The 25,052-nt window shown below is 63.0% G+C and carries 23 protein-coding genes; 12 read left to right on the forward strand and 11 right to left on the reverse strand.

Annotation, left to right across the window (positions count from 1 at the left end):
• Positions 1-18 precede the first annotated feature (18 nt).
• On the reverse strand, positions 19-480 hold the full coding sequence (locus tag MNR02_RS04875; RefSeq protein WP_241948290.1) for a tRNA (cytidine(34)-2'-O)-methyltransferase: 462 nt from the start codon (positions 478-480) through the stop codon (positions 19-21).
• Positions 481-914: 434 nt separating this feature from the next.
• Here MNR02_RS04875 and MNR02_RS04880 point away from each other — a divergent pair, with 434 nt between their 5' ends.
• The 6 genes from MNR02_RS04880 (at position 915) to MNR02_RS04905 (ending at position 8,412) form a co-directional block, all read left to right on the forward strand.
• Entirely contained in the window at positions 915-2,771 is a 1,857-nt protein-coding gene (locus MNR02_RS04880) for an ABC transporter ATP-binding protein (RefSeq protein WP_241948291.1), read from the forward strand.
• A gap of 90 nt (positions 2,772-2,861) precedes the next feature.
• Positions 2,862-4,730 (forward strand): ABC transporter ATP-binding protein, encoded by a 1,869-nt coding sequence (locus tag MNR02_RS04885; protein ID WP_241948292.1) that lies wholly within the window; start codon positions 2,862-2,864, stop codon positions 4,728-4,730.
• A 265-nt stretch (positions 4,731-4,995) separates the two neighbouring features.
• Positions 4,996-5,574, forward strand: coding sequence for a ubiquinol-cytochrome c reductase iron-sulfur subunit (gene petA, locus MNR02_RS04890; RefSeq protein ID WP_241598039.1), 579 nt, complete (start codon positions 4,996-4,998; stop codon positions 5,572-5,574).
• Between the two features lie 14 nt (positions 5,575-5,588).
• Complete coding sequence (locus tag MNR02_RS04895) at positions 5,589-6,857, forward strand: cytochrome b N-terminal domain-containing protein (protein WP_241598041.1); 1,269 nt, start codon at positions 5,589-5,591, stop codon at positions 6,855-6,857.
• Positions 6,858-6,883: 26 nt separating this feature from the next.
• A complete protein-coding gene (locus tag MNR02_RS04900) occupies positions 6,884-7,762 on the forward strand; it encodes a cytochrome c1 (protein ID WP_241598043.1) in 879 nt (292 codons plus the stop codon).
• A 107-nt stretch (positions 7,763-7,869) separates the two neighbouring features.
• Entirely contained in the window at positions 7,870-8,412 is a 543-nt protein-coding gene (locus MNR02_RS04905) for an adenine phosphoribosyltransferase (RefSeq protein ID WP_241948293.1), read from the forward strand.
• A 26-nt stretch (positions 8,413-8,438) separates the two neighbouring features.
• Here MNR02_RS04905 and MNR02_RS04910 read toward each other — a convergent pair whose 3' ends face one another.
• Together MNR02_RS04910 and MNR02_RS04915 are read right to left on the reverse strand one after the other, a co-directional pair.
• Positions 8,439-8,906 carry a MaoC family dehydratase gene (locus MNR02_RS04910; protein ID WP_241598047.1) on the reverse strand — a complete coding sequence of 156 codons (468 nt, stop codon included), beginning with the start codon at positions 8,904-8,906 and terminating at the stop codon, positions 8,439-8,441.
• A complete protein-coding gene (locus MNR02_RS04915) occupies positions 8,893-9,402 on the reverse strand; it encodes a MaoC family dehydratase (RefSeq protein WP_241948294.1) in 510 nt (169 codons plus the stop codon). Before MNR02_RS04915 ends, MNR02_RS04910 begins: the two co-directional genes overlap by 14 nt.
• Positions 9,403-9,473: 71 nt before the next feature.
• Here MNR02_RS04915 and MNR02_RS04920 point away from each other — a divergent pair, with 71 nt between their 5' ends.
• Positions 9,474-10,589: a hypothetical protein gene (locus tag MNR02_RS04920; RefSeq protein WP_241948295.1), complete on the forward strand. Its 1,116-nt coding sequence runs from the start codon at positions 9,474-9,476 to the stop codon at positions 10,587-10,589.
• A 37-nt stretch (positions 10,590-10,626) separates the two neighbouring features.
• On the opposite strand, the gene ychF is transcribed toward MNR02_RS04920, so the two are convergent.
• Entirely contained in the window at positions 10,627-11,730 is a 1,104-nt protein-coding gene (ychF, locus tag MNR02_RS04925) for a redox-regulated ATPase YchF (RefSeq protein WP_241948296.1), read from the reverse strand.
• Positions 11,731-11,887: 157 nt separating this feature from the next.
• On the opposite strand from ychF, the gene clpS reads away from it, so the two are divergent.
• Positions 11,888-12,199, forward strand: a complete 312-nt coding sequence (gene clpS / locus MNR02_RS04930; RefSeq protein WP_241598065.1) for an ATP-dependent Clp protease adapter ClpS — start codon at positions 11,888-11,890, stop codon at positions 12,197-12,199.
• A gap of 27 nt (positions 12,200-12,226) precedes the next feature.
• Here clpS and pth read toward each other — a convergent pair whose 3' ends face one another.
• The 4 genes from pth to MNR02_RS04950 all read right to left on the reverse strand — a co-directional run bounded on the left by pth (position 12,227) and on the right by MNR02_RS04950 (position 17,006).
• Complete coding sequence (pth, locus tag MNR02_RS04935) at positions 12,227-12,940, reverse strand: aminoacyl-tRNA hydrolase (RefSeq protein ID WP_241948297.1); 714 nt, start codon at positions 12,938-12,940, stop codon at positions 12,227-12,229.
• A 74-nt stretch (positions 12,941-13,014) separates the two neighbouring features.
• A complete protein-coding gene (locus MNR02_RS04940; protein ID WP_241948298.1) occupies positions 13,015-13,764 on the reverse strand; it encodes an ABC transporter substrate-binding protein in 750 nt (249 codons plus the stop codon).
• 22 nt (positions 13,765-13,786) lie between these two features.
• Positions 13,787-16,171, reverse strand: a complete 2,385-nt coding sequence (locus MNR02_RS04945) for a bifunctional diguanylate cyclase/phosphodiesterase (RefSeq protein ID WP_241948823.1) — start codon at positions 16,169-16,171, stop codon at positions 13,787-13,789.
• A 226-nt stretch (positions 16,172-16,397) separates the two neighbouring features.
• Positions 16,398-17,006, reverse strand: coding sequence for a 50S ribosomal protein L25/general stress protein Ctc (locus tag MNR02_RS04950; RefSeq protein ID WP_241598072.1), 609 nt, complete (start codon positions 17,004-17,006; stop codon positions 16,398-16,400).
• Between the two features lie 230 nt (positions 17,007-17,236).
• On the opposite strand from MNR02_RS04950, the gene MNR02_RS04955 reads away from it, so the two are divergent.
• Positions 17,237-18,694, forward strand: coding sequence for a hypothetical protein (locus MNR02_RS04955; protein WP_241948299.1), 1,458 nt, complete (start codon positions 17,237-17,239; stop codon positions 18,692-18,694).
• Here the strand turns inward: MNR02_RS04955 and MNR02_RS04960 are convergent, their stop codons facing one another.
• Positions 18,695-19,879, reverse strand: a complete 1,185-nt coding sequence (locus tag MNR02_RS04960; protein WP_241948824.1) for a benzoate/H(+) symporter BenE family transporter — start codon at positions 19,877-19,879, stop codon at positions 18,695-18,697.
• A gap of 200 nt (positions 19,880-20,079) precedes the next feature.
• On the opposite strand from MNR02_RS04960, the gene MNR02_RS04965 reads away from it, so the two are divergent.
• From MNR02_RS04965 to MNR02_RS04975, 3 genes are all read left to right on the forward strand, one after another.
• Entirely contained in the window at positions 20,080-21,039 is a 960-nt protein-coding gene (locus MNR02_RS04965; RefSeq protein WP_241598076.1) for a helix-turn-helix domain-containing protein, read from the forward strand.
• Positions 21,040-21,189: 150 nt separating this feature from the next.
• Positions 21,190-22,698: an aldehyde dehydrogenase gene (adh, locus tag MNR02_RS04970; protein ID WP_241598078.1), complete on the forward strand. Its 1,509-nt coding sequence runs from the start codon at positions 21,190-21,192 to the stop codon at positions 22,696-22,698.
• Between the two features lie 124 nt (positions 22,699-22,822).
• The gene (locus tag MNR02_RS04975; protein ID WP_371746710.1) at positions 22,823-23,206 is read left to right on the forward strand and encodes a DUF779 domain-containing protein; all 384 of its coding nucleotides are present in this window, start codon (positions 22,823-22,825) and stop codon (positions 23,204-23,206) included.
• A gap of 55 nt (positions 23,207-23,261) precedes the next feature.
• Here the strand turns inward: MNR02_RS04975 and MNR02_RS04980 are convergent, their stop codons facing one another.
• On the reverse strand, positions 23,262-23,909 hold the full coding sequence (locus MNR02_RS04980) for a Kazal-type serine protease inhibitor domain-containing protein (protein WP_241598082.1): 648 nt from the start codon (positions 23,907-23,909) through the stop codon (positions 23,262-23,264).
• Positions 23,910-24,050: 141 nt separating this feature from the next.
• Complete coding sequence (locus MNR02_RS04985; protein ID WP_241598083.1) at positions 24,051-24,983, reverse strand: ribose-phosphate pyrophosphokinase; 933 nt, start codon at positions 24,981-24,983, stop codon at positions 24,051-24,053.
• Between the last annotated feature and the right edge of the window lie 69 nt (positions 24,984-25,052).

Below are 25,052 nucleotides of genomic sequence, written 5' to 3' on the forward strand. Positions count from 1 at the left end.
GGCTTGCCGGAAAGCGCGTCAGACGAACCCGGTCTGGCGCAGCGCTTCGCCGCAGATCATTGCGGCGGAGAGCGCGACGTTGATGGAGCGCTGTGCCTCGACCATCGGGATAAGGACGCGTCCGTCGGCGATGTCGTGAACATGGTCCGGTACGCCGGCGCTTTCGCGACCGAAAAGCAGGATGTCGTCGGGCCGGTAGGCGAAGTCTGTATAGATGCCCGCCGCCTTGGTGGAGGCGAGAATCAGGCGGCGGCCGGTCTGGCTGCGCCAATCCTCGAACCGGTCCCAGCTGACATGGCGCGTCAGCGTCACCGAGGCGAGATAGTCCATGCCGGCGCGCTTCAGGCTGCGGTCGGATATGTCGAAGCCGGCCGGCTCGATGATGTCTACGGCGAGCCCCATGCAGGCGGCGAAACGCAGCATCGTGCCGGTATTGCCGGCGATATCTGGCTGGTAGAGGGCAATGCGAAGTGCGGACATGCCGTCTCGCTATAACAATTCGCAGCCCGATGCGACGCCGTTTTCATGGCGCGCGGCGAAAACGGCGCGAGGTGGGCCCGAGCGGGAAGGGGCAGGCGCGGATGAATGTGGCGGCAAGGCAACAGAATTAGTCGCAGATGGGAAATCGCCAGGAAGCGGCTGGAAAATTGCATCGTTTCGGGTTAACCACGGCACATCTGAAACGCGAGAAAGGGAGGAACATGATGAATAACGCCCATCGGCTGCGCCTCCCGGCAGGAATCACGCCTCTTCTCGCTTAGGCATTTCGCCGCCCTCATTCCCTTCGTGCCTGCATATCAATTCGCCGTGTGACGCCTTTCGTCGCCCCGCGGCACGCCAAGCGGAACCCGCTCCCGACTGCGCCCTTTTGCGCCGTGCGTACCGGTTCCGTCGTTTCTATTACGGAGAAAGCCATGTTCGGCTGGTTCGAAAGACGTTTGAATCCCTATCCCGCGGAGGCGCCCTCGCTTCCGCCCAAGGGAATACTCCCCTTCCTTTGGCACTACACGCGCCCGGCGGCGCCGTGGCTTGCCGTGCTGGGCTTCTGCTCCATGGCGCTCGGTATCGCCGAAGTGCTGCTGTTCCAGTTCCTCGGCAATATCGTCGACTGGCTCTCGGCCGGCGATCCCGGCACGTTCCTCACCCGCGAGGGCGGTACGCTGATCTGGATGGCCGTGCTTCTGCTCGTGCTCATTCCGCTTTTCGGCGCGCTGCACACGATGACCATGCACCAGGCGCTTGCGGGCAATTTCCCGATGATCGCCCGCTGGCAGATGCATCGGTATCTCATCCGCCAGAGCATGACCTTCTTCTCCAACGAGTTCGCGGGCCGCGTCTCGACGAAGGTAATGCAGACCTCGCTTGCCGTGCGCGAAACGGTCATGAAGATCATCGACGTCTTCATCTATGTGGTGAGCTACTTCGTTTCGATGATCGCCATCATCGCGTCGGCGGACCTGCGCCTCGTGGTGCCGTTGCTCGTATGGTTCGTCGTCTATATCTGCATCCTGCGCTACTTCGTGCCGAAGCTCATGCGGGTTTCGCGCATGCAGGCGGATGCGCGCTCCATGATGACGGGCCGTATCGTCGACAGCTACACGAACATCGCGACCGTGAAGCTGTTCTCGCACGCCGGCCGCGAGGAAACCTATGCCCGCGAAGGCATGGACGAGTTCCTGCAGACGGTGCACAAGCAGATGCGCTTCATCACGGCCTTCAACATCGCCATCGACATCAACAATGTCATCGCGATGTTCTTCACCACGGCCATCGGCATCTATTTCTGGATGTCGGGCGATGTGACAGTCGGTGCCGTCGCGGTGGCCGCCGGCCTTGCCATGCGCATCAACGGCATGTCGCAGTGGGTGATGTGGGAAGTGACCGCGCTGTTCGAGAATATCGGCACGGTCTATGACGGCATGGGCATGATGACCAAGCCGCACGATATCAAGGATGCGCCCCAGGCGCCGCCGCTGCCGACGGCAAAGGGGGCCATCACTTTCGATCACGTCCGCTTCCACTATGGCAAGAACAAGGGTGCGATCGAGGACCTGTCGCTCGACATCGCCGCCGGCGAGAAGGTCGGCCTCGTCGGCCGGTCCGGCGCCGGCAAGACGACGCTGATGAACGTGCTCCTGCGCTTCTACGATCTGGAGGCCGGCCGGATCACGATCGACGGCAAGGACATCTCCACCGTGACGCAGGACAGCCTGCGCTCGCAGATCGGCGTGGTGACGCAGGACACCTCCCTGCTGCACCGCTCCATTCGCGACAACATTGCCTATGGCAAACCGGACGCGACGGATGCCGAGATCATGGAGGCGGCAAGGCGTGCGAATGCCTGGGACTTCATCGAAAGCCTGAGCGACCACCAGGGTCGCAGCGGCCTCGATGCCCAGGTCGGCGAGCGCGGCGTGAAGCTCTCCGGCGGCCAGCGCCAGCGCATCGCCATCGCCCGCGTCTTCCTGAAGGACGCGCCGATCCTCGTGCTGGATGAGGCGACCTCGGCGCTCGATTCGGAAGTCGAGGCGGCCATCCAGGAAAACCTCTTCGCCCTCATGCAGGGCAAGACGGTGATCGCCATCGCCCACCGCCTGTCGACGCTGACGGAGATGGACCGCCTCGTCGTGCTCGACAAGGGCCGCATCAGCGAGACCGGCACGCATGCCGAACTGGTCGCCCGCGGCGGCATCTACGCCGACCTGTGGACCCGCCAGTCCGGCGGCTTCATCGCCGATGACGCGGCCGAGACCGAGACGGCGGCCGAATAAAAACAGAGAAGGCCGGCCCTACTAGTGGCCGGCCTTCTTCCTTTCCGAACTTTAATTTGCCGCCCGGCCAAAACGGCCTATATCGGGGGCATGATCTTCCGGCCGCTTTTCTCCTTCTTCGAGACCTGGATAAAGCCCTTCGAGCGGCGTGATGACCTGCGGCCGCCGGCGGGGCTGTTTGCGTTCGTGTGGTTCTATGTCCGGCAGGCCAAGGCGCCGTTTGCGGCGCTGCTCGTGCTGGGCGGCATTACGGCGGGGATCGAGGCGGCGACCTTCTGGTTCGTCGGGCGTCTCGTCGACATGCTGGCGACGGTCAGGCCGGGCGAGGGGTGGAGCGGCCTGCTTGCTACCCATGGAACAGAACTGCTGCTGATGCTCGTCCTTATCGGCATCGTGCGCTTCATCATGGCGTTTCTCACCGCGCTGGTCGACCAGCAGGTCATCACGCCGGGCTTTTACAATCTCGTGCGCTGGCAGTCCTATGTGCATGTCGCGCGCCAGTCGCTCTCGTTCTTCCAGAACGATTTTTCCGGCCGCATTGTCACCAAGGTCTGGTCGGCAGGGCAGGCGACGGGCGATGTCATCACCTCCTTCATGGAAAGCATCTGGTTCGTCTCGATCTACACGGTCTCGACGCTGGTGCTGCTCGGCCAGCTCGACTGGCGGCTTGCGGCCGTGCTTTTGGCCTGGCTTGTGATTTTCGCAGCGCTGGCACGCCATTTCGTGCCGCGCATTCGCGAGCATGCCCGCCAGTCGGCGGAAGCCGGGTCGATGATCAGCGGCCGCATGGTCGATGCCTATTCCAATATTCAGACGCTGAAGCTCTTCGGCCGCGATGATGCGAACGACCGCTACATGCGCGACGGGTTCGATATATTCCAGGCCACGATCCTGAACTTCACGCGGCTTCTGACCTCGCTGCGCGCGTCGCTTGCCTTCCTGTCGGGCCTGATGATCGCGGGCATGGCGGTGTTGTGCATTCACCTCTGGCTTACCGCCGTCATCAGCTCGGGCGCTGTCGCCTTCACCATGGCTCTGGTGCTGCGGCTGAATTTCCTGCTCAACCGCCTGATGACGCAGCTCAACAGCATCATGCGCAATATCGGCACGATCCAGAATTCGGCCGACCTGATTTCGAAGCCTATCGGCCTTGTCGACAGGCCGGACGCGACCGCGCTCAAGGTCGTGAGCCCCGATATCCGTTTCGAGAACGTGCGCTTCCATTATGGCCGCCAATCCGGCGTGATCGACGACCTTACGCTCTCCATCAGGCCCGGCGAGAAGGTCGGCATCGTCGGGCGCTCGGGTGCGGGCAAGTCGACGCTCGTCAATCTTCTCCTGCGGTTCTACGACCTGGAGGGCGGCCGCATTCTGGTTGGCGGACAGGATATTGCCGCTGTCACCCAGGAAAGCCTGCGCGCCAGCATCGGCATGGTAAGCCAGGATACGGCGCTGCTGCACCGCTCGCTGCGCGACAACATCCTCTTCGGCAACCCGGATGCCAGCGAAGAGCAGATGATCGAGGCTGCCAGGAAGGCGGAAGCGCACGATTTCATCCTCCAGCTGGAGGACCAGCGTGGGCGCCGGGGCTATGACGCCCATGTCGGTGAGCGCGGCGTGAAGCTCTCCGGCGGCCAGCGCCAGCGCATCGCGATTGCGCGCGTCATGCTGAAGGATGCACCCATCCTCGTGCTGGACGAGGCGACCTCCGCCCTCGATTCGGAGGTCGAGGCGGCCATTCAGTCCAATCTGGAGCGCCTGATGCGCGGCAAGACCGTGCTTGCGATCGCCCACCGCCTCTCGACCATTGCCGCCCTCGACCGCCTGATCGTGATGGATCGCGGCCGGATCGTGGAGGAGGGCACGCATGGCGAGCTTGTCGCGCGCGGCGGGCTTTATGCGGATCTTTGGTCACGCCAGTCAGGCGGTTTTCTTGGGCAGGTGGAAGCGGCGCAATAGGGCCGCCTCGCGGTCGTGAACAGGCACGCCTTTGCGCCTTGAAAGGGTTGCGCTTTCCGGCGCCATCCTGATGGATGTCAAGCCCTCACCGTTTTCCCGCGACAATGTGCCCACCTCCCCTTGCCAAGGCTGGACATAATTTGCGATCAAGCATAGAACGCGCCGGATTGACGGGGAATCTATGGCCGTATTGTGTCCGGATATTGCCGGTTCCCAGGGGGCGGTGCGGTTTTCCGCAGACTTTGCGTGAGAGGATGGTTTAGCCGTGAGCGAACACGAGACAACAAGCGAATCCCATGGCGAGCCCACTCGCCGCGATTTTCTTTACCTGACCACCGGTATGGCGGGCGTCGTGGGCGGCGTTGCTGTCGCTTGGCCGTTCATCGACCAGATGCGTCCGGATGCGTCCACGCTGGCGCTCGCTTCCATCGAGGTCGACGTCTCCAGCCTGACGCCTGGCATGTCGCTGACCGCCAAGTGGCGCGGCAAGCCGGTCTTCATCCGTAACCGCACGGAGCAGGAAGTCGAGGAAGCCAAGGCCGTCGCGCTCGCCGACCTGAAGGACCCGGTCGCGCGCAACGCAAACATCGCGCCCGACGCCCAGGCGACGGATATCGACCGCTCCGCCGGCGAAGGCAAGGAGAACTGGATCGTCATGATCGGTTCGTGCACCCATCTCGGCTGTGTTCCGCTCGGCCAGGCCGGCGATTTCGGCGGCTGGTTCTGTCCCTGCCATGGTTCTCACTACGATACGGCCGGCCGTATCCGTAAGGGTCCTGCCCCTGAGAACCTGGCTGTGCCGACCTTCTCGTTCGTATCCGACACAGTCATCAAGATCGGTTGAGGGGACACCTGATAATGAGTGCTGAACATTCCACCTACCAGCCGACGACTGGCATCGAAAAATGGGTCGATTCGCGCCTGCCTCTGCCGCGCATGATCCATGACAGCTTCGTTTCCTACCCGGTACCGCGCAATCTGAACTATGCCTACACCTTCGGCGCCATGCTGTCGGTGATGCTGATCGTGCAGATCGCGACCGGCATCGTGCTGGCCATGCACTACGCCGCCGAAACCACAGTCGCGTTCAACTCGGTCGAAAAGATCATGCGCGACGTGAACCACGGCTGGCTGCTTCGCTACATGCACGCCAACGGCGCGTCCTTCTTCTTCATCGCGGTCTACCTGCACATTGCCCGTGGTCTCTACTACGGCTCCTACAAGGCGCCGCGCGAAATCCTCTGGATCCTCGGCGTCGTCATCTACCTCCTGATGATGGCAACGGGCTTCATGGGCTACGTTCTGCCCTGGGGTCAGATGTCCTTCTGGGGTGCGACGGTTATCACCGGCTTCTTCTCCGCCTTCCCGTGGGTTGGCGAGTGGATCCAGCAGTTCCTGCTCGGCGGTTTCGCCGTCGACAACCCGACGCTGAACCGCTTCTTCGCGCTGCACTACCTGCTTCCCTTCATGATCGCGGGCGTCGTTGTCCTGCACATCTGGGCCCTGCACGTCACCGGCCAGACCAACCCGACCGGCGTCGAGGTGAAGTCGAAGACGGACACGGTTCCCTTCACGCCCTATGCGACGCTGAAGGACGCCCTTGGCGTATCGGTCTTCCTGATCGTGTTCGCCTGGTTCATCTTCTACATGCCGAACTATCTCGGCCACCCGGACAACTACATCCCGGCCGATCCGCTGAAGACCCCGGCCCACATCGTTCCGGAATGGTACTACCTGCCGTTCTACGCGATGCTGCGCGCCATCACCTTCAATGTCGGCCCGATCGACTCCAAGCTCGGTGGCGTTCTGGTGATGTTCGGCTCGATCATCATCCTGTTCTTCCTGCCGTGGCTCGACACCTCCAAGGTGCGTTCCGCAGTCTACCGTCCGTGGTACAAGCTGTTCTTCTGGATCTTCGTGGCCAACGCCATCATGCTCGGCTGGCTCGGCGCCATGCCTGCTGAGGGCATCTACGTCATCCTGTCGCAGCTCGGCACGGTCTATTACTTTGGCTTCTTCATCATCCTCATGCCGTTGCTCGGCCTGATCGAGACCCCGAAGCGCATTCCGAATTCGATCACGGAAGCGGTTCTGGAAAAGAAGAACGCCAAGGCGGCCAAGGCCTGAGACGGGCGACGAAAGGAACCATGACAATGAAAAAGCTTGTTGCAGGCATTCTGTCGCTCGCCCTCGTCGCCGGTCTGGGCGCCTCCTTCGCTACGGCGGAAGAGGCAGCGCCCGCAGCCGGTGCAGAGGCCGAACACGCCACGCCGCACTATCCGATGCATAAGCCCAAGCAGCAGGACTGGTCTTTTGCCGGTCCGTTCGGCAAGTACGACAAGGGCCAGCTTCAGCGCGGCCTGAAGGTCTACACCGAAGTCTGTTCGGCCTGCCATTCGATGAACCTCGTCTCCTTCCGCACGCTGGAAGGGCTTGGCTACTCGGAGGCCCAGATCAAGGCTTTCGCCGCGAACTACGAAGTTCAGGACGGCCCGAACAGCGACGGCGAGATGTATATGCGGAAGGCCGTGCCTTCCGACCACTTCCCGTCGCCCTACGCCAACCACGAGGCGGCTGCCGCTTCGAACAATGGTGCGGCTCCGCCGGACTTCTCGCTGATCGCCAAGGCGCGCGGCATCACCCGCGGCTTCCCGCAGTTCGTCTTCGACATCTTCACGCAGTACCAGGAAGGCGGGCCGGATTACATCTACTCGCTGTTGACGGGTTACGATGAAGAGAAGCCGGCGCATCTCGAAGTCGCCGAAGGCACGCACTACAACCCCTATTTCGCCAATGCTGCGGCGCTTGCCATGGCAAAGCCGATCTCCGACGACCAGGTCACCTATGACGACGGTGCGCCGCAGACGGTCGACCAGTACGCTCACGACGTCGCCGCCTTCCTGATGTGGGCCGCTGAGCCGCATCTCGAGGAACGCAAGCGTACCGGCTTCATGGTGATGGTCTTCCTGCTGATCTTCACGGGCCTGATCTATCTGACGAAGAAGTCGGTCTACGCGAACAAGGAACACTGAGCGGTCTGACCGCCCGGTTCGAAAGGCGGCCTCCGGGCCGCCTTTTTTGTTGTGGGGCGTTGCCGCACCTGCAATAACCGGACCGTCTTCCGCAGCCGGGAAATCCCATGTCTACCGTTGAACAAGAACTCGTCGCCGCGATCCGCAACATTCCGGACTATCCCAAGCCCGGCATCGTGTTCCGGGACATCACCACACTGCTCGGCAATCCGCGCGCCTTCCGCCGCGCCGTGGACGAACTGGTTCATCCCTATGCGGGCATCGGCATCGCGAAGGTCGCCGGAATCGAGGCGCGCGGCTTCATCCTTGGCGGTGCAATGGCGCATCAGCTTTCGACCGGCTTCGTGCCGATCCGCAAGAAGGGCAAGCTGCCGCATGAGACCGTGCGCATCGCCTACAGCCTGGAATACGGCGTGGACGAGATGGAGATGCACAAGGACGCCATTACGCCGGGCGAGAGAGTGATCCTCGTCGACGACCTGATCGCAACCGGCGGCACGGCAGAGGCCGCCGTGAAGCTGCTACGCCAGATGGGGGCGGATATTGTCGCGGCCTGCTTCGTCATCGACCTGCCGGCGCTTGGCGGGCGCAAGAAGCTGGAAGCGCTCGGCGTCGAAGTGCGAACGCTGGTGGCTTTCGACGGGCACTGACGAGGCGTCAATCCCCGGTTCGTCTCTCAGACGAACTCCAGCACGGTGCTTTCAAACCGGATGACGGGCTCGCCGTTCTGGTTTTCTCCCGCGCAACGGATCGTGTTGAGCACCCGGTCCTTGCGCGTCGCCAGCTCGCGTGAGGCGAGCAGCGTTACCGAATAGCTGATCGTATCGCCGGCGAAGACAGGCCTGAACCAGCCGAGCTTGGTGAAGCCGGGCGAGGGGCCGAGTTTCGGCGGCGCGATGCCCTCTGCCGCCAGGCGCCGGCATTCGGCGGTCCAGAAGGCGACGAAGCATTTCATCCAGCCGGCGCTGGTGTGCCAGCCGGAGGCACACAGGCCGCCGAACAGGCTTTGCCGGGCGAGCTCGGCATCCAGATGGAAGGGCTGAGGATCGAAATCCCGGGCGAAGCGGATGATATCTTCTGCCGTGAAGGTGTTCGAACCGATTTGGACGGTCTGACCGAACGGATAAAGCTCAGCCATCCGCATAGGCGGCATCCTTCCCGGCAAGGCGCATCATGTTGACATATTCCGAGATGGCGACGATCTCGCCGCGCTGGTTGGTCACTTCGGCGCGCAGCCGCACGATGCCGATTTCCGGCCGCGAGCGCGAGACGCGTGCCTCCAGCACCTCGCAATGACCGCCGAGCGTATCGCCGGCCAGAACCGGGCGCTTCCACTCCATCAGGTCAACGCCGGGCGAGCCCTCCGAGGTGGAGCCGTCGATATAGGCTTCGCAGAGCATGCGCATCATCACCGCGCTGGTGTGCCAGCCGGAAGCGGCCAGCCCACCGAGAATGCTGGCGCGGCCGGCGGCCTCGTCGATATGCATGGGTTGCGGGTCGAATTCCCGCGCGAAGGCGATGATTTCGTCGGCCGTCAGCGTGCGCTCCTTGAAGGTGAAGCGGCGTCCGGGTGTGAAATCTTCAAAGCTGCGGTTGGCCACGTCCGTTTGTCCTGTTACGGGCAGGAGAATGGCGGTCATGACATTGTTTTGCAAGGCTTGTCAGGCGGCGGCGCGACGCTATGGTGCGCGGGCAACAGGAGAGGCCAGCGATGCAGACTTTGAAATCCGTTCTCGACGGCGCGGCCGGCGAGGGCATCATTTCCGGCGAGCAGGCCGGCGCGTTGCTGCCCTATATGGAAGCGCGCGGCGTCGGGCTGCATGCGCCGGCGGCCGCTGATGCGCTCGATATCGGCGGGCCTGCGGAAGACCGTGCCATCGCTCCGGTGGAAGATACGGAAGCGCCGCGCTTCATCCGCGGCTTCCACGATGTGCTCATCACGATCGGCGTTGCCATCGTCATGGCTGGGGTCTGGGGCATCGGCGCGTTTCTCCTGGCGCTGCCGGCCATCGTCATTCTCGCGGAAATTCTCGTGAAGCGGCAGCGGCTCGCGCTTCCGGCCGTCTTGCTGACAGCGCTTTACGTACACTGGATCCTCACGACGTCGGTTCTTCTGCAGGACGAGACGATCGGCACGCAGGATGCCATCGTCGGCTTCCTGCTGACGGTATTGCCGTTATGCGTGCTCCTGCCACTGTTCTACTGGCGCTACCGTATCCCGTTGTCCCTGAGTCTGTGGTATCTGTCGCTTGCGGCCACGGCGCTCGGCCTTGTCTTCTTCGGGCTCGGGCGGATGCTTGATAGCGCCGATCTTTTCACCGAGCACTCGACGCTCTGCGCCGGCATCTTCCTTGTTACGGCTCTCGCGCTGTTTACCGTGGCGATGCGCTATGACCTGTCGGATCGTTTCCGTATCACCCGCCGCTCCGATATCGCTTTCTGGCTGCACCTCGTCACGGCACCGGCGCTGCTCTATTCGACGCTGAGCTTCGTGTTTCTCGGCGACTTCGCGAACAATACATTGTTCAGCAGCGACAAGGGCCTGCCCGATGCGCTCGTCATCGTTGCCATCGTCGTCGTGCTCATGGGGATCGGCCTTGCCATCGATCGCCGCGCCTTCGTGACCTCGGGCCTGCTGTCGCTGGGTGTCGCCACGGCGAGCCTGCTCCAGCGCACGACCGCTGCTCCGGAAAGCTATATTTTCCTCTCCCTTCTGATCGTCGGAATTGTCGTGCTGACCATCGGCATCGGCTGGCCGCATTTCCGGCGCTGGGTTTTGACGCCGCTGCCGCTTGCGCTCAAAGAAAAACTGCCGCCCCTCCGGTGAGGGACGGCAGTTCGAAAATCGTCAGTCCGGCGAGACGTTAGGTGTTGAAGCGGAAGTGGATGACGTCGCCGTCCTGCACGACATATTCCTTGCCTTCGTCGCGGCCCTTGCCGGCTTCCTTGGCACCGACCTCGCCCTTGTAGGCGATGTAGTCGTCATAGGCGATGGTGAAGGCGCGGATGAAGCCGCGTTCGAAATCCGTGTGGATGACGCCGGCAGCCTGAGGCGCCTTGGTGCCGCGCACGATGGTCCAGGCGCGCGTTTCCTTAGGGCCGACGGTGAAATAGGTGATCAGGTCGAGCAGGTGGTAGCCCGCGCGGATCAGGCGGTCGAGGCCGGCTTCGTCGAGGCCGAGTGCGGAGAGGAACTCGGTGGCCTCCTCTTCCGGCAGCTGGGCGACTTCGGCTTCGATTGCAGCCGAGATGATGACGCATTCCGCACCCTGTTCCTTCGCCATGGCGGCGACGGCTTCGGTGTGCGCGTTGCCGTTCACCGCGTCGCCTTCCGCGACGTTGCAGACATAGAGGACCGGGTGGGACGTGAGCAGGTTCAGGCTCTTGAGGATTTCGATCTCCTCCGGTGCCAAAGTCTTGAGGAGAAGACGGGCCGGCTTGCCTTCGTTGAGCAGCTTGACCACGGCTTCCATGATTGGCAGCTGGGCAAGCGATTCCTTGTCCTTGCCCGTTGCGCGCTTGCGGGTCTGCTCGACGCGGCGCTCGAGGCTTTCGAGGTCGGCGAGCATCAGCTCGGTCTCGATGGTCTCGGCATCGCCGACCGGATTGATGCGGCCTTCGACATGGGTGATGTCGTCGTCCTCGAAGCAGCGCAGCACATGCACGACGGCATCGACTTCGCGGATATTGGCGAGGAACTTGTTGCCGAGGCCTTCACCCTTCGACGCGCCGCGCACGAGGCCGGCGATATCGACGAAGGAGATACGCGTCGGGATGATTTCCTTCGAGCCGGCGACGGTGGCGAGCGCCTTCATGCGCGGGTCTGGCACAGCGACTTCGCCGGTGTTCGGCTCGATGGTGCAGAAGGGATAGTTCGCCGCCTGGGCGGCAGCCGTCTTGGTGAGTGCGTTGAAGAGGGTCGACTTGCCGACATTCGGCAGGCCGACGATACCGCATTTGAAGCCCATGGAGATGGTCCATTCGTCTTGATAAAATCGTTGCCACCGCTATGGGGGAAGGACGGGGCAGGGTCAAGACCTTGGCGGCGCGGGGCCTTGAACTCCACCGTCCTGCGGTGCACAATGAGCGCACACTGCTCGAAGCCAATGTCGTGAGGAGCTTCCAATGAGCAATGGCAACACGATCCTCGACCCCAAAACCACCACCAAGCCCAAGCTCGAAAGGCCGAAGCTCTACAAGGTGCTTCTCGTCAACGACGACTATACGCCGCGCGAATTCGTCGTGCTGGTGCTGAAGGCCGTGTTCGGCATGGCGGAGGAGACGAGCTACCGCGTGATGATGACGGCGCACAAGATGGGGACCTGCGTGGTCGTCATTTGCGCCCGCGACATAGCCGAGACCAAGGCCAAGGAGGCGACGGACCTCGCCAAGGAGGCGGGCTTTCCGCTGCTATTCCAGACGGAGCCGGAAGAATAGGTTTTCGCGCCTGCCCGGCGCGCAGCGTCAATCGCCCTTGTTGCCGAACAGTTTCTTCAGCATGTCGGCCATCGGGCCGCTCGTCGGCAGCGACTTCGGCTGGGCATGGTTGCGGGCCGCGCGGATATGGGACTGGCCGGCCGGCTTCTTGGTGGCCTTGTCCTCTTCCGCCTTGCCTCCCGTGGCAAGAGCCAGCTTGTTCATCAGTCGTGAGTCTTCGCCGCGCACCAGCATATCGGCGTGGACCGCAAGCTCGTCAAGCAGCGGGTCGAGCCATGTGTGGTCCACCTTGGCGAAATCGCCGAGCACATGGTTTGTCACGAGTTCCTTCGCGCCGGGATGGCCGATGCCCAGACGCAGACGGCGGTAATCCTTGCCGCAATGGGCGTCGATCGACTTGATGCCGTTGTGGCCGCCATGGCCGCCACCGACCTTGATACGCGCTTTGCCGGGCAGGAGGTCCAACTCATCGTAAATGGCGACAATATCCTTGGGAGCGAGCTTGTAAAAGCGCATGGCTTCGCCAACGGCTTCGCCCGACAGGTTCATAAAGGTCTGCGGCTTGATGAGCAGGACCTTGTCGCCGGCAAGCTCGCCTTCGGAGATCTCGGCCTTGAACTTCTTCGACCAGGGCGAGAAGGGGTTCTTGCGATGGATCGCATCCAGCGCCATGAAACCGATATTGTGGCGGTTGCCCGCATATTTCGCGCCCGGATTGCCGAGCCCCGCGATGATCAGCATGGATTGCTCCGCCAAAGCATGTCGTTTCGCCTTCACCACCGCGAATGCGCGCGGAAGTCAACCATGCGTGCGCATTATTTGTGGGCGCGGGTCTGAGACGTCCGGGGGTTCGGCGGCAGTCCATAGGCGGCAAATATGCGGTCCTGCTCGCCACTGAGGATCAGCTTGTCGAGCTCGGCCTGCATGCGCTGGATAAGATCGGCGGGAGTGTCCTTGTTGCAGGCGACGCCGTAGACCTGGCCCGCCAGCATCATGGCCTTCTCGACAGGAACACCGTCGAGCCGCATCTTTTCGTAGGTCTTGACCGAGGTCGGCATCAGGTCGATGCGGCCGCTCAACAGCTTGCGAAGGGTAATGTCGATATCGGCGGCAAGATCGATGTCGTGGAAGCCGATCTGCTCCAGCGCTTCCACCGCGAAGTCGCCCCGCTGCGAGCCGACCTTGAGCTCACGCGCCTTGACGATGGTGAGGTTATCGTAGACCGCATCCTGCCGCTTCAACATGACCATCTGGTCTTTCAGCAGCGGCTTGATCCAGACGAAGCGGGTGGCACGATCACGGTTGTATCCGGCCGTGAAGACGCAGTGCATGGGCTGCTTTTCGGCGAGTGAAAAGGCGCGCGCCCAGGGCATGATCTCCAGCGTGTGGTGTATGCCGGCGCGTTCGGTCACCAGCTTCATCTGGTCCACCGCGATGCCGGTGATCGCGCCAGCCTTCGTGTAATTGAAAGGCGCATATTCCTCGGTGAGGAAGTGGATGGTCTGGGCGCAGGCGGACGACAGCGGTGCGAGTGACAGGCCGAGCAGCAGAAAGAGTGTCTTCATCATCCTGTCCCCGGCTGGCTCCTCAGGAGGCCACTTTGTGCCCGTGTTCTTCCGACGGCGATAGTTCGTCCAGTTTGACGAGGAGCGCCTCGAGCGGCAAGGGGCGGCTGAAAAGATAGCCCTGGCCGAGTTCGACGTTCATAGCCTGGAGCATGGACCACTGTTCCTCGGTCTCGATGCCTTCCGCGACGACGGCGCAGCCCATCTGATGCGAGATGGTGCGGATGCCCTCCACCAGCATGCGGCTCTTGCGGCGCACGTCCTGCTGCTCGCTTGTCAGCGACTTGGTGAAGGACTGGTCGATCTTCACGATGTCGACCGGGAAGCGGTTGAGATAGCTGAGCGAGGAGTAGCCCGTGCCGAAATCGTCGAGCGCGATGCGGCAGCCCAGGCTCGAAAGCGCATCGAGCACCGAGCGCACGACGGGGTTGTCGAGCATCAGCACGGCCTCGGTGATCTCGATGACGATGCGCGAGGGCGTGAGGCCAGCTTCCATGAGCAGTGCGGCGACGCGCGACGGCAGGGCCGGTTCGAATTGCAGCGGCGAGAAGTTCACCGCGAGATAACTGTCGGCCAGCCCTTCCAGCTTCGACAGTGTGGACAGATGGGCGATCGCCTTGGAAAGAATGCAGTCGCCGATGCGGCCGATGGAGCCGTTTTCCTCAGCGATGCCGATGATGTCGGCAGGGGAGAGCAGGCCGCGTTCGGGATGGTTCAGGCGCATCAGCGCCTCGAAACCGGCGACACGGCCGTCCGACAGTGCGACGATGGGCTGGAGATAAGCGTCGAACCAGTCCTCGCGCAGGCCCTGCTCGATGAACTGTTCTGTTTCCAGCCGTTTGCGGGCGATGTCCATCATATCGTTGTCGAACAGCTGGATGCCGTTCTTGCCGCTGCGCTTGCGGGCATACATGGCCATGTCGGACTTCTGCAGGAGGCAGGCGGCCGTCTTCGCGTGATCGGGGTAGAGGGCGATGCCGATGCTCGCGCTGACATTCAGCTCCGCGCCATTGGCGGTCAGCGGCGCGCGCATGCCTTCCACCAGCCGTTCGCTGATGTCGGTCGCCAGCCGGCAGGCGTCGGGTGCGCAGAGCAGGATGGCGAACTCGTCGCCGCCGAGACGCGCGATGACGTCGTTGCCACGCAACTGCCCGCGCAGGCGATCCGCCACCTCACGCAGCACCGCGTCGCCAGTGGCATGGCCGAGATTGTCATTGATCCACTTGAAACGGTCGAGATCGACGAAGATGCAGGCGAGTTGCTGGCCAAGCCTGTCGGCATCGCCGATTAGGTCGTCCAGCACGAGTTCGAAGCCCTGGCGGTTGAGCAGGCCGGTGAGATGGTCCGTGATGGCTTGCCGGTGGTTGCGGTTCTCCGCATCCTTCAGGCTGGTCACATCAGTCATGACGGAGAGGGACAGCGACGGCCGCTCGTCGCCTGTCGCAAGCCCCGTTTCCAGGATGAGAACGTCGATCACGGTGCGATCGGCGCGCTTGAAGCGCAGGGTGACCTCGCAGATGCCGCCGTCTTCCATTTGCGTGAGGTGGCGGCGGTCATAGCTTTCGCGGCAGTCCTCGACGACGAAATCTGTGAAGGCACGACCGATCACAGCGTCGCGCGTGTAGCCGGTGGCCGTTAGCCAATAGTCGCTCACGGCGGTGATGCGGCCTGTCGCATCGATGGAAAACAGCATGGCCGGGGTGAGATTGTAGATTTCCGTCGCCCGTGCATGGGCAAGCTTCAGCCCGGCTTCCTCGTGCTCGAGCTTGCTCTGCATCTCGTTGAAGTTATGAGCGAGCGCGCCCATCTCGTCCTTCGATGTCCAGTCGACATGGTGGCGTGAGCCGAGGCGGCGTGTTGCCTCTATCGCCGCCGTCAGGCGCATGAGCGGACGTATGATGGTGATCCGGTTGCCGATTATGGCGGCGGTGAAGAGCGTCGCGACGGCGAAGAAAAAGATGGCGAAGATCGCCATTTCGTCCCTGCTGAAGCGCGAAAGCAGGCCCTGCTTTTCCAGCCAGATTTCCGCCGTGCCGACCTTCTTGATGCCGTCGCTGGCCCTGTAGAGAATGTCCGCGTTGACGATGGAACGGGTCTCTTCGGCCGCGGGCCGACCCACCGGCCGGCTGATGTCGATCATTTCGGCCGTGTCGCGCACGCGCACGAAGTTGATGTCGGTATTGGCGTGCAGGGATGTGACAATCTGGGTAACGCTGTCCAGATCGAAATCCCACAGTGGCTTTCCGAGTGCCTGCACATTGGCCCTGAGCAGGGCTTCGGTGCTTTCCGTTCGCTCGCGGGCGACACGGTCGGACGAGATGATGAGAAAGAGGACGAAAAGCGGCGCGACGAAAACCAGGAGCGCACCGATAACGATGGCAATGAATCGGCTCTCCACCGAATGCATCTTCATGCCGGTTGCTCCCCCGCCGGTCCGCGAAGCTCGCCCGTTATATCTTTGGCTTTCCTCATGCCGATCAGCGTTTCATCAAAAACTTAAAGGTTGCTGAAATATTCGTTCGGAAAAGTGCTGATAATTCAAACCTGCCGTAGCGTGAGAGATGTTTGGGCCAAAGAAAAACCCCGCCTCCTTAGGAGACGGGGTTTCTGTAGGGGCTATTTCCGAGAAATGCTTATTCCTCGGTCGCTTCCACTTCTTCTTCCTCAACGCCGGCAGCCGGGACAGCGATCGTCGCGATCGTGAAGTCACGGTCGGTGATGACCGGGCTCGTGCCCTTCGGCAGCTTGATGTTGGAGATGTGGATGCCTTCGCCGACCTTGAGGCCGGTAAGGTCTGCCGTCAGGGAATCCGGAATGTTGCCGGCCAGAGCGTGCAGCTCGACAGCGTGGCGAACGATGTTCAGGACGCCGCCGGCCTTGATGCCCGGGGACTTCTCTTCATTGACGAAGTGAACCGGAACTTCAACGACGACGTGGGTGTTGCCCGAAACGCGCAGGAAGTCGACATGCATGGTGAAGTCGCGGACCGGATCGAGCTGGTAGTCCTTCGGGAGAACCTTGATCTTCTCGCCGTTGACGTCGATCGTGGCGACGGTCGTCTTGAAGCCGCCGGCGTAGATGCGCTGGGTGACTTCCTTCGTGGCGATGGCGATAGCGAGGGGGGCCTGCTTCTCACCGTAGATGACTGCCGGAATGAGACCGTTGCGGCGAAGTTCACGAGAGGACCCCTTACCAACCCGTTCGCGCGTTTCGGCCTTAAGCTCGTAGGTATCGTTGCTCATGGCAAAACCTTTCATATGTTACTGGAGAGTTTTCCCCGGCAGGCGTCTTCACCGGCCGCGCAAAACTTGAGGATTTCGTGAAAGCCTCATCCGCGTTGCCTCCAAGGGTGTCTACGCGGACGGGGGCTCGATAAACGAGAATCCCCGGAAATGCAAGGCCGCGACCGGATTGACACATCGCCGCGGTATATGGAAGTTCCGCCCAGCTCGTTTTTGGCAAGGAGACCATGATGATAAGACAGACCCTGATGGCTTCGGCCGCTGTTGCACTCGTTTGTGCAGGCACGGTCCATGCCCAGGAGGTTTCGGTATCCGAGGCCGCAAACATCCAGAAGCGCCTGACGCATTACCTGCCGAAGGACCTGGTCGATGCCGGCATGGTCACGGTCCGGGCCGCGACGTCTTTCTATGAATTGCGCTTCGATCCCGCGCCGCTGCTGGCAAAGGCGAAGAGCGGGGCGGTGAAGATCGAAGGCCTGAAGCCGATGACCTCTTATCTGCGGCCCATGCCGGAGGGGACCTATCGCATCGAGTCGAACGACAGCCTCGACATCAAGGGCACGCTCGACACCCCTGCGGACAAGGCAACCTCCTTCTCCTATGTGATCGATTCCATTAAGCTCGACGGGATCTACGATCCCGAGATCCTCTACTTCACCTCGGCCGACTGGTCCGCCAGCAAGATCGCCTTCTCCAGCGTGACGCCCAGGGAAAGCATTTCGGCGAGCTTCGGCCAGTCGGTGATGTCGATCGCGGCGGAGAAGAAGGGTGCCGATACCCTCGACATTTCCACGACGGGCGTCATGCAGGCCTTTGCGGAGACTATTACCAGCAAGGATTCCGGCAAGGTGGATATCAGCGCCGACAAGGTGGATATCGACGTCAGCATGGACGGCGCACGTTACAAGACGTTGCAGGACCTTGTCTTCCTTATCCTCGACAACATCGACAAGCCTCTTCTCGATCCGCCGGAAATCGCGCGCCTCAAGCAGCTCCTTCGCAATTCCCTTCCAGTCTTCGACAACCTGAAGGAGACGATCCGGGCCTCCAACGTCACCATCGGCACGGACAAGGGGACGTTCGGAGCTGACGGCCTCGTTTACAATATCGACATGAACGGGGTCGCCCATTCCACGCGCGTCGGCTTCGGCATCGATATCGACAAGCCGAGGCTGCCTGCCGGTGTGGTGCCGGCGGCTTTCGAAAGCGCGGTGCCGGAGCACGCGACCTTCAAGATGGCCGTTGCCAATCTCGACCTCGCCGGCGCCGTTACCTACATGCTCGACCATGGCGACTTTTCCAAAAAGGAACCGCTGACCGAGGAGCAGAGCGCCGAACTTGGCCGTATCGTGCTGCCTGGCGGCATGATGACGTTCGAGCTCGAGGATGTCTCGGCCGTTTCCCCGATTTATGACGTGCGCCTCACCGGCACGATGCAGGTCCATATCGAGGACAAGGACCGCCGCAGGGCCGACCTGACACTGACGATGCGCAAATTCGACGAGACGGTCGCCTATCTGCAGAAGAACGCCACAGTGGTTCCGGAATTCGGTCAGGCTTCCTTCGGGCTTCTGATGATGAAGGGTCTCGCGCGCGATGCGGGTGACGGGGCGCAGGCCTGGGACGTCACGGTCGGCGAGGACGGCAAGGTGCTGATCAACGGCCGCCCGTTGCCGTTCCAGCCATAATCAGCGCCGGCGTCGGGCTGTGACATGGGCGAGGCCAAGCATCAGCCCGCCCGCAAGCAGCCCCCAGAACGCGCCGGAAATGCCGAGAAACGAAACCCCGGAGGCGGTGACCAGGAACGTCACCGCCGCGGCTTCGCGGCCCTCGGGCTCTCGGAACGCATTCAGTGCTGAGGCGGCAAAGGCGCTGATCAGCGCAAGGCCGGCGACGGCCTGGATGAGGATCGGCGGGGCGAGGGCTACGAAGGCCGTAACCGCACCGGCCGCAAGCCCGAAGATCACATAGAAGATGCCGGCATTGATCGCCGCCCAGTAGCGCCTGGCCGGGTCGGGATGTGCATCGCTGCCCGCGCACATGGCGGCGGTGATGGCGGCAAGATTGACGGCATGGCCGCCGAAGGGGGCGGAAAGCAACGAGAACGCGCCCGTCACGGCAAAGAGCGGCCCCGGCTTCGGCTCATAGCCATTGACCTTCAGCACGGCGATGCCGGGAATGTTCTGCGATGCCATGGTGACGATGAAGAGCGGCAGGGCGATGCCCACCAGCCCCGCCATGGTGAAGGACGGCGCGACGAGTTCGGGTTGCGGCAGCAGCGATGCGGCAAGACCGCTGAAAGCACCGTCGGGAATGTCGACGCCGAAGGCCAGCACCGCGATGAAGGCGAGGAGGGCAGCCGGCACGGCGTAAAGCCTGTTGATGCTGCCGACGATCGCCCAGGCGAGCACGATCGGCAGGCCGAGCAGCGGATTAAAAGCGATGGCCTTCACCGGCGCGAAGCACAGGCCGATCAGCACGCCCGCCAGCATCGCATTGGCGAGCGTCGCGGGAATGGCGGCGACCATGCGCCCGAGCGGTTTCCACAGGCCGGCAATCACGATCAGCAATGCGCAGATGAGGAAGCCGCCCACCGCCGTCGAAAAGCCGCCTTCGACGGCGCCGGAGGTGGCGAGCAATGCCGCGCCCGGCGTCGACCAGGCGATCGAGACGGGAAGCCGTGTCGCGACGCTCAGCACGATGGCGCAGAGCCCCATCGAGACGGAAAGCGCCATCAGGCCGGAGGCGGCCTGCGCCTCGCTGGCGCCGACCCCCGTCAGGCCGTGCAGCACAACGGCGAAGGAACTGGCGAAACCGACAAAGGTGGTGAGCAGGCCCATGAACAGGGCTTGGGCGGAAAAGTCGCGGAACATGGCAGGATCGATGCTGGAAAAGGATATGCACTCGTAACAGGCGGCGTGACGGTTGGAAACAGCCTTGTTGTGCGGCCCCGCGCTGCCCATATCCATGTTGAACCTTCGTCCCGCTGGACCTTTCGCCGCAAACGGTTCTATAGTTCGCGGCACTGTACTCCAGTGCGACGATCGGTCGGAAGCTTTCGGGAGGAGAGCGGATGCCTGTGCGTTTCGATCACGCGGATCATGTCCAGACGGTGGTGGCCCATGCCTCGGCCGCGGCGAATTCACCCGTTGCGGCCTCCTGGCGGCGATGCCTGACGCTGCACGGCCTGTCACCGGAAGAAGCGCGCGTTCCCTGGCGGCTGACCGAAGGCGAGTTCCGGCAGGCCCGGACCCGCTCCAGCGATCTCATCGAGGAGGCGCGCGGCGAAATCGACCGTCTGTTCGCCACCGTCGGCAAGGCCGGCTGCTGCCTGCTTCTCACCGACGAGAACGGCATTGCACTGGAACGGCGTGGCGCTGCCGGCGATGACCGCGATTTCCGCGGGGTCGGCCTGTGGTCCGGCACGGTGTGGAGCGAGGCGAGCGTCGGCACGAACGGCATCGGCACGGCGCTTGCCGACGAGCGCGCGGTCCTTATCCTGCGCGACCAGCATTTCCTGTCGCAGAACACGCGGCTTTCCTGCACCACGGCGCCGATCCGCGACCATACCGGCCGCATTGCTGCGGCCATCGATATTTCCACCTGCCGCGACGATGCCAACGAGATGACCATGTCGATCCTCTCGCAGGCGGTTCGCGATGCCGCGGCGCGCATCGAGGCCGGGCTTTTCCGGCGCGCCTTCTCTGCAGCCCGCATCCTGCTCGTGCCCGTGGAGGGCAGGGCCTCGCCGGCTCTACTGGCCGTCGACCGGGACGATCTGGTGCTCGGCGCAACACGTGCGGCACGGCAGGTGCTCGGTCTGGACGACCGGCGCATCGCCACCGGCATCGCCGCCTCCGACCTCCTGAAGGAGGATCGCGTGGAGGAGGGCCGGGATCTCGACGACGCCGAGCGCGCTGCGCTGCGCCGCGTGCTGACGCGTGCCGGCGGCAATGTCAGCCACGCGGCCGATCTGCTCGGCATCAGCCGGGCAACGCTCTATCGCAAGATGAAGAAGCTCTCGATCAACTGATGCTGCGGCGCAGCACAGCCTGCCGCGTCGCCCTGTCTCAATTCTGAAACAGTCGCGCCGGCCATCGCCCTCGTCGCCCTATCGCAAAAGGGCAAAGCACCGCACCATTCCTCCCACGGCCCATCCGGGCTCTTCATGGGAGGAATGACAATGCTGCATCAGAAGATCGTCGAGAATCCGTACAAGGCGAAGTACGGCAATTTCATCGGTGGTGAGTGGAAGGAGCCCGTCGCCGGCCGCTACTTCGACAACATCACGCCGATCACCGGCGGCAAGCTCTGCGAAGTCGCACGCTCCGACGCCGCCGATATCGAGCTGGCGCTCGATGCGGCCCACGCCGTCAAGGACAAGTGGGGCCGCACCTCCTCGACGGAGCGCGCCAACATCCTGATGAAGATCGCGCAGCGCATGGAGGACAATCTCGATCTGCTTGCCCGCGCCGAGACCTGGGACAACGGCAAGCCGCTGCGTGAAACGATGGCTGCCGACATTCCGCTCGCCATCGACCACTTCCGCTACTTCGCCTCGTGTGTCCGCGCGCAGGAAGGCACGATCGGCGAAGTCGACCACGACACGATCGCCTATCACTTCCACGAGCCGCTCGGCGTTGTCGGCCAGATCATTCCCTGGAACTTCCCGATCCTGATGGCCGCCTGGAAGCTGGCACCGGCGCTTGCCGCGGGTAACTGCGTGGTGCTGAAGCCCGCCGAGCAGACGCCGTCCTCGATCCTCGTCTGGGCCGAGCTGATCGGCGATCTCCTGCCGGCCGGCGTGCTCAACATCGTCAATGGCTTCGGTCTTGAGGCCGGCAAGCCGCTCGCGTCCAACCCGCGCATCGCCAAGATCGCCTTTACCGGCGAGACGACGACGGGCCGCCTGATCATGCAATATGCCAGCCAGAATCTTATTCCGGTCACGCTGGAGCTGGGCGGCAAGTCGCCGAACATCTTCTTCGCCGACGTCATGAACGAGGATGACGACTACCTCGACAAGGCGCTGGAAGGCTTTGCGATGTTCGCGCTCAACCAGGGCGAGGTCTGCACCTGCCCGAGCCGTGCGCTGGTGCATGAGAAGATCTATGACCGCTTCATGGAAAAGGCCATCAAGCGCGTCGAGAAGATCGTTCAGGGCAACCCGCTCGATACGGCGACGATGATCGGCGCGCAGGCGTCGTCCGAGCAGCTGGAAAAGATCCTGTCCTATATCGACATCGGCCGGCAGGAAGGCGCGGAAGTGCTGACCGGCGGCGGCCGCAACGATCTTGGCGGCGATCTGGCCGGCGGCTACTACGTGAAGCCGACCGTCTTCCGCGGTCACAACAAGATGCGTGTGTTCCAGGAGGAAATCTTCGGGCCGGTCGTATCGGTCACGACCTTCAAGGACGATGCGGAAGCGCTCGAAATCGCCAACGACACGCTGTACGGCCTCGGCGCCGGCGTGTGGAGCCGCGATGCCAACCGTTGCTACCACTTCGGCCGCGACATCCAGGCGGGTCGTGTGTGGACCAACTGCTACCACGCCTATCCGGCGCACGCCGCTTTCGGCGGCTACAAGCAGTCGGGCATCGGCCGCGAAACGCACAAGATGATGCTCGACCACTACCAGCAGACCAAGAACATGCTGGTGAGCTACTCTCCCAAGGCGCTCGGCTTCTTCTGAGCCGCCGATAACCTTCTCCTACCCCCCGGAGAAGGTGACCGCAGGGCAGGGCGCATTCTCCGTGACCTGCCTCCTCCCTCTCTCCGGTCTCCGGGGGGAGGGAAACCTGTTTCGGGAGGCTGCGATGCCAGACGTGCCAGAAGCCGTGACGGAGCCGCGGGTCGTTGCGACCGATGCGGCGCTTGCGCTCATCAGGGAAATCCAGACGGATTATCCCGATATACTCTTCCACCAGTCGGGCGGCTGCTGCGACGGCTCGTCCCCCATGTGCTATCCGGCGGACGATTACATCGTCGGTGACCGCGACGTGAAGCTCGGGGAAATCGGCGGCGTGCCGGTCTATATCAGCGAGAGCCAGTTCGACGTGTGGAAGCACACGCAGCTCATCATCGATGTCGTGCCGGGGCGCGGCGGGATGTTTTCGCTCGATAACGGAAGGGAAAAGCGCTTTCTCACCCGCTCGCGCCTGTTCGGCGGTGGCGAGGCCTGCCCGCTTCCGCCGCGATAGGGCGCAAAAAAAGCCCCGCCTTGCGGGCGGGGCGTGCAGTTACGTCAGGCCGTGATCAGTAGGCCTGGCATTCGCCGGGCCGGACCACGCGATAGCCCGCGGCATCGGCCGAGCAGGAATTGCCAAAGGTCTTCAGGTCACGGCCGCGCTGGGCGCAGACCGGATTGTATTCCATTGTGCACATGCGCTGGCCGCCACCGCTGCCGCCGCCGGCCCAGTCGTCGTCACGGTCACGGTCGCGGCCCGGACGATCGCGTCCGCCACCACCCCACTGGTTGTCCGGTCGGCCGGCCCGGCACTCGCCGCGGCCCATGATGTCATAGCCGCTCTTGCGCGCCTCGCAGGCGTTGGCGAAGGTCTGGCGGTCACGCCCTCGCGTGCCGCAGACCGGCGCATATTCGCGTGTGCAGGCACGATCTGGATTCGGATAGGGCTCCGGGCGGCCGCCATCTCGCCGGCACTCGCCGGGGCCGGCGACGCGGTAGCCGCTTTCGCGGGCTTCGCAGGCGTTGGCGAAGGTCTGGAGATCGCCGCCGCGCGCGCCGCAGACCGGGCGGTACTCACGCGTGCAGGCCTGCGGGCCGGGGCGGTAACCGCCGCCGCCCTGATCGACCTCGACCTGGCAGGCTGCGAGCGTGCCGGCCGCGAGAAGGATGGCGATGCGACCGGCAAGCCGGCGTAGGAAAGGCGACGTCACGTTCATGGACTCCTCCTGTGAGACTGATGGAACCTAGCGCAGATTCGATGGGCGCAACATCGGGATCTGCGCGGAAAGACGCCGGAGACGAAAAAGCCTGCGCAACCGGTGCCGGTGCGCAGGCCTGAATGGGAGAAGGGAGCCGTATCAGTCGAACAGGCTGGAAACGGATTCTTCCGCGCTCGTGCGGTTGATCGCCTCGCCGAGCAGGTTTGCGGTCGAGATGACGCGGATATTGTGCGCGGACTGCACGGCCGTGGTCGGCTGGATCGTGTCGGTGATCACAAGCTCCTTGAGCTTGGAGGACGTGACGCGGGCTACCGCGCCGCCCGAGAGCACGCCATGCGTGATATAGGCGGTGACGCTGGTCGCGCCGTTCTTCAGCAGTGCTTCGGCCGCGTTGCAGAGCGTGCCGCCGGAATCGACGATGTCGTCGATCAGCAGGCAATCCTTGCCGGAGACATCGCCAATGACGTTCATAACTTCGGATTCACCCGGGCGGTCGCGGCGCTTGTCGACGATGGCAAGCAGACAGTCGAGGCGCTTGGCGAGCGCACGGGCGCGCACCACGCCGCCAACGTCCGGCGAAACGACCATGACGTTTTCGAGGTTGTAGTTTTCCTTCACGTCGCGCGCCAGGATCGGCACGGCGTAGAGGTTGTCGGTCGGGATATCGAAGAAGCCCTGGATCTGGCCGGCATGCAGGTCAAGCGTCAGCACGCGGTCGGCGCCGGCTTCGGTGATCAGGTTGGCGACGAGTTTGGCGGAGATCGGCGTGCGCGGACCCGGTTTACGGTCCTGGCGGGCATAGCCGAAATAGGGGATCACGGCCGTGATGCGGCGCGCCGAAGAGCGGCGCATGGCATCGATCATGATCAGCAGTTCCATGAGGTGGTCGTTGGTCGGGAAGGAGGTGGACTGGACGACGAAGACGTCCTCGCCGCGCACATTCTCCTGGATTTCAACGAAGATTTCCTGGTCTGCGAAGCGTCTGACCGTCGCGCGGCCAAGCGGAACATTCAGATAATTGCAGATCGCTTCGGCCAGAAGCCGGTTCGAATTGCCCGCGAAAACCTTCATTTATGGTCCGCCTGTTATTCTGCTGATGGGGGGCCTTTAAGCGGCAAAAACTGCGAATGCAAGGGCCTA

Source organism: Shinella sp. H4-D48 (genome assembly GCF_022637395.1).
GTDB classification, from domain to species: Bacteria; Pseudomonadota; Alphaproteobacteria; order Rhizobiales; family Rhizobiaceae; genus Shinella; species Shinella sedimenti.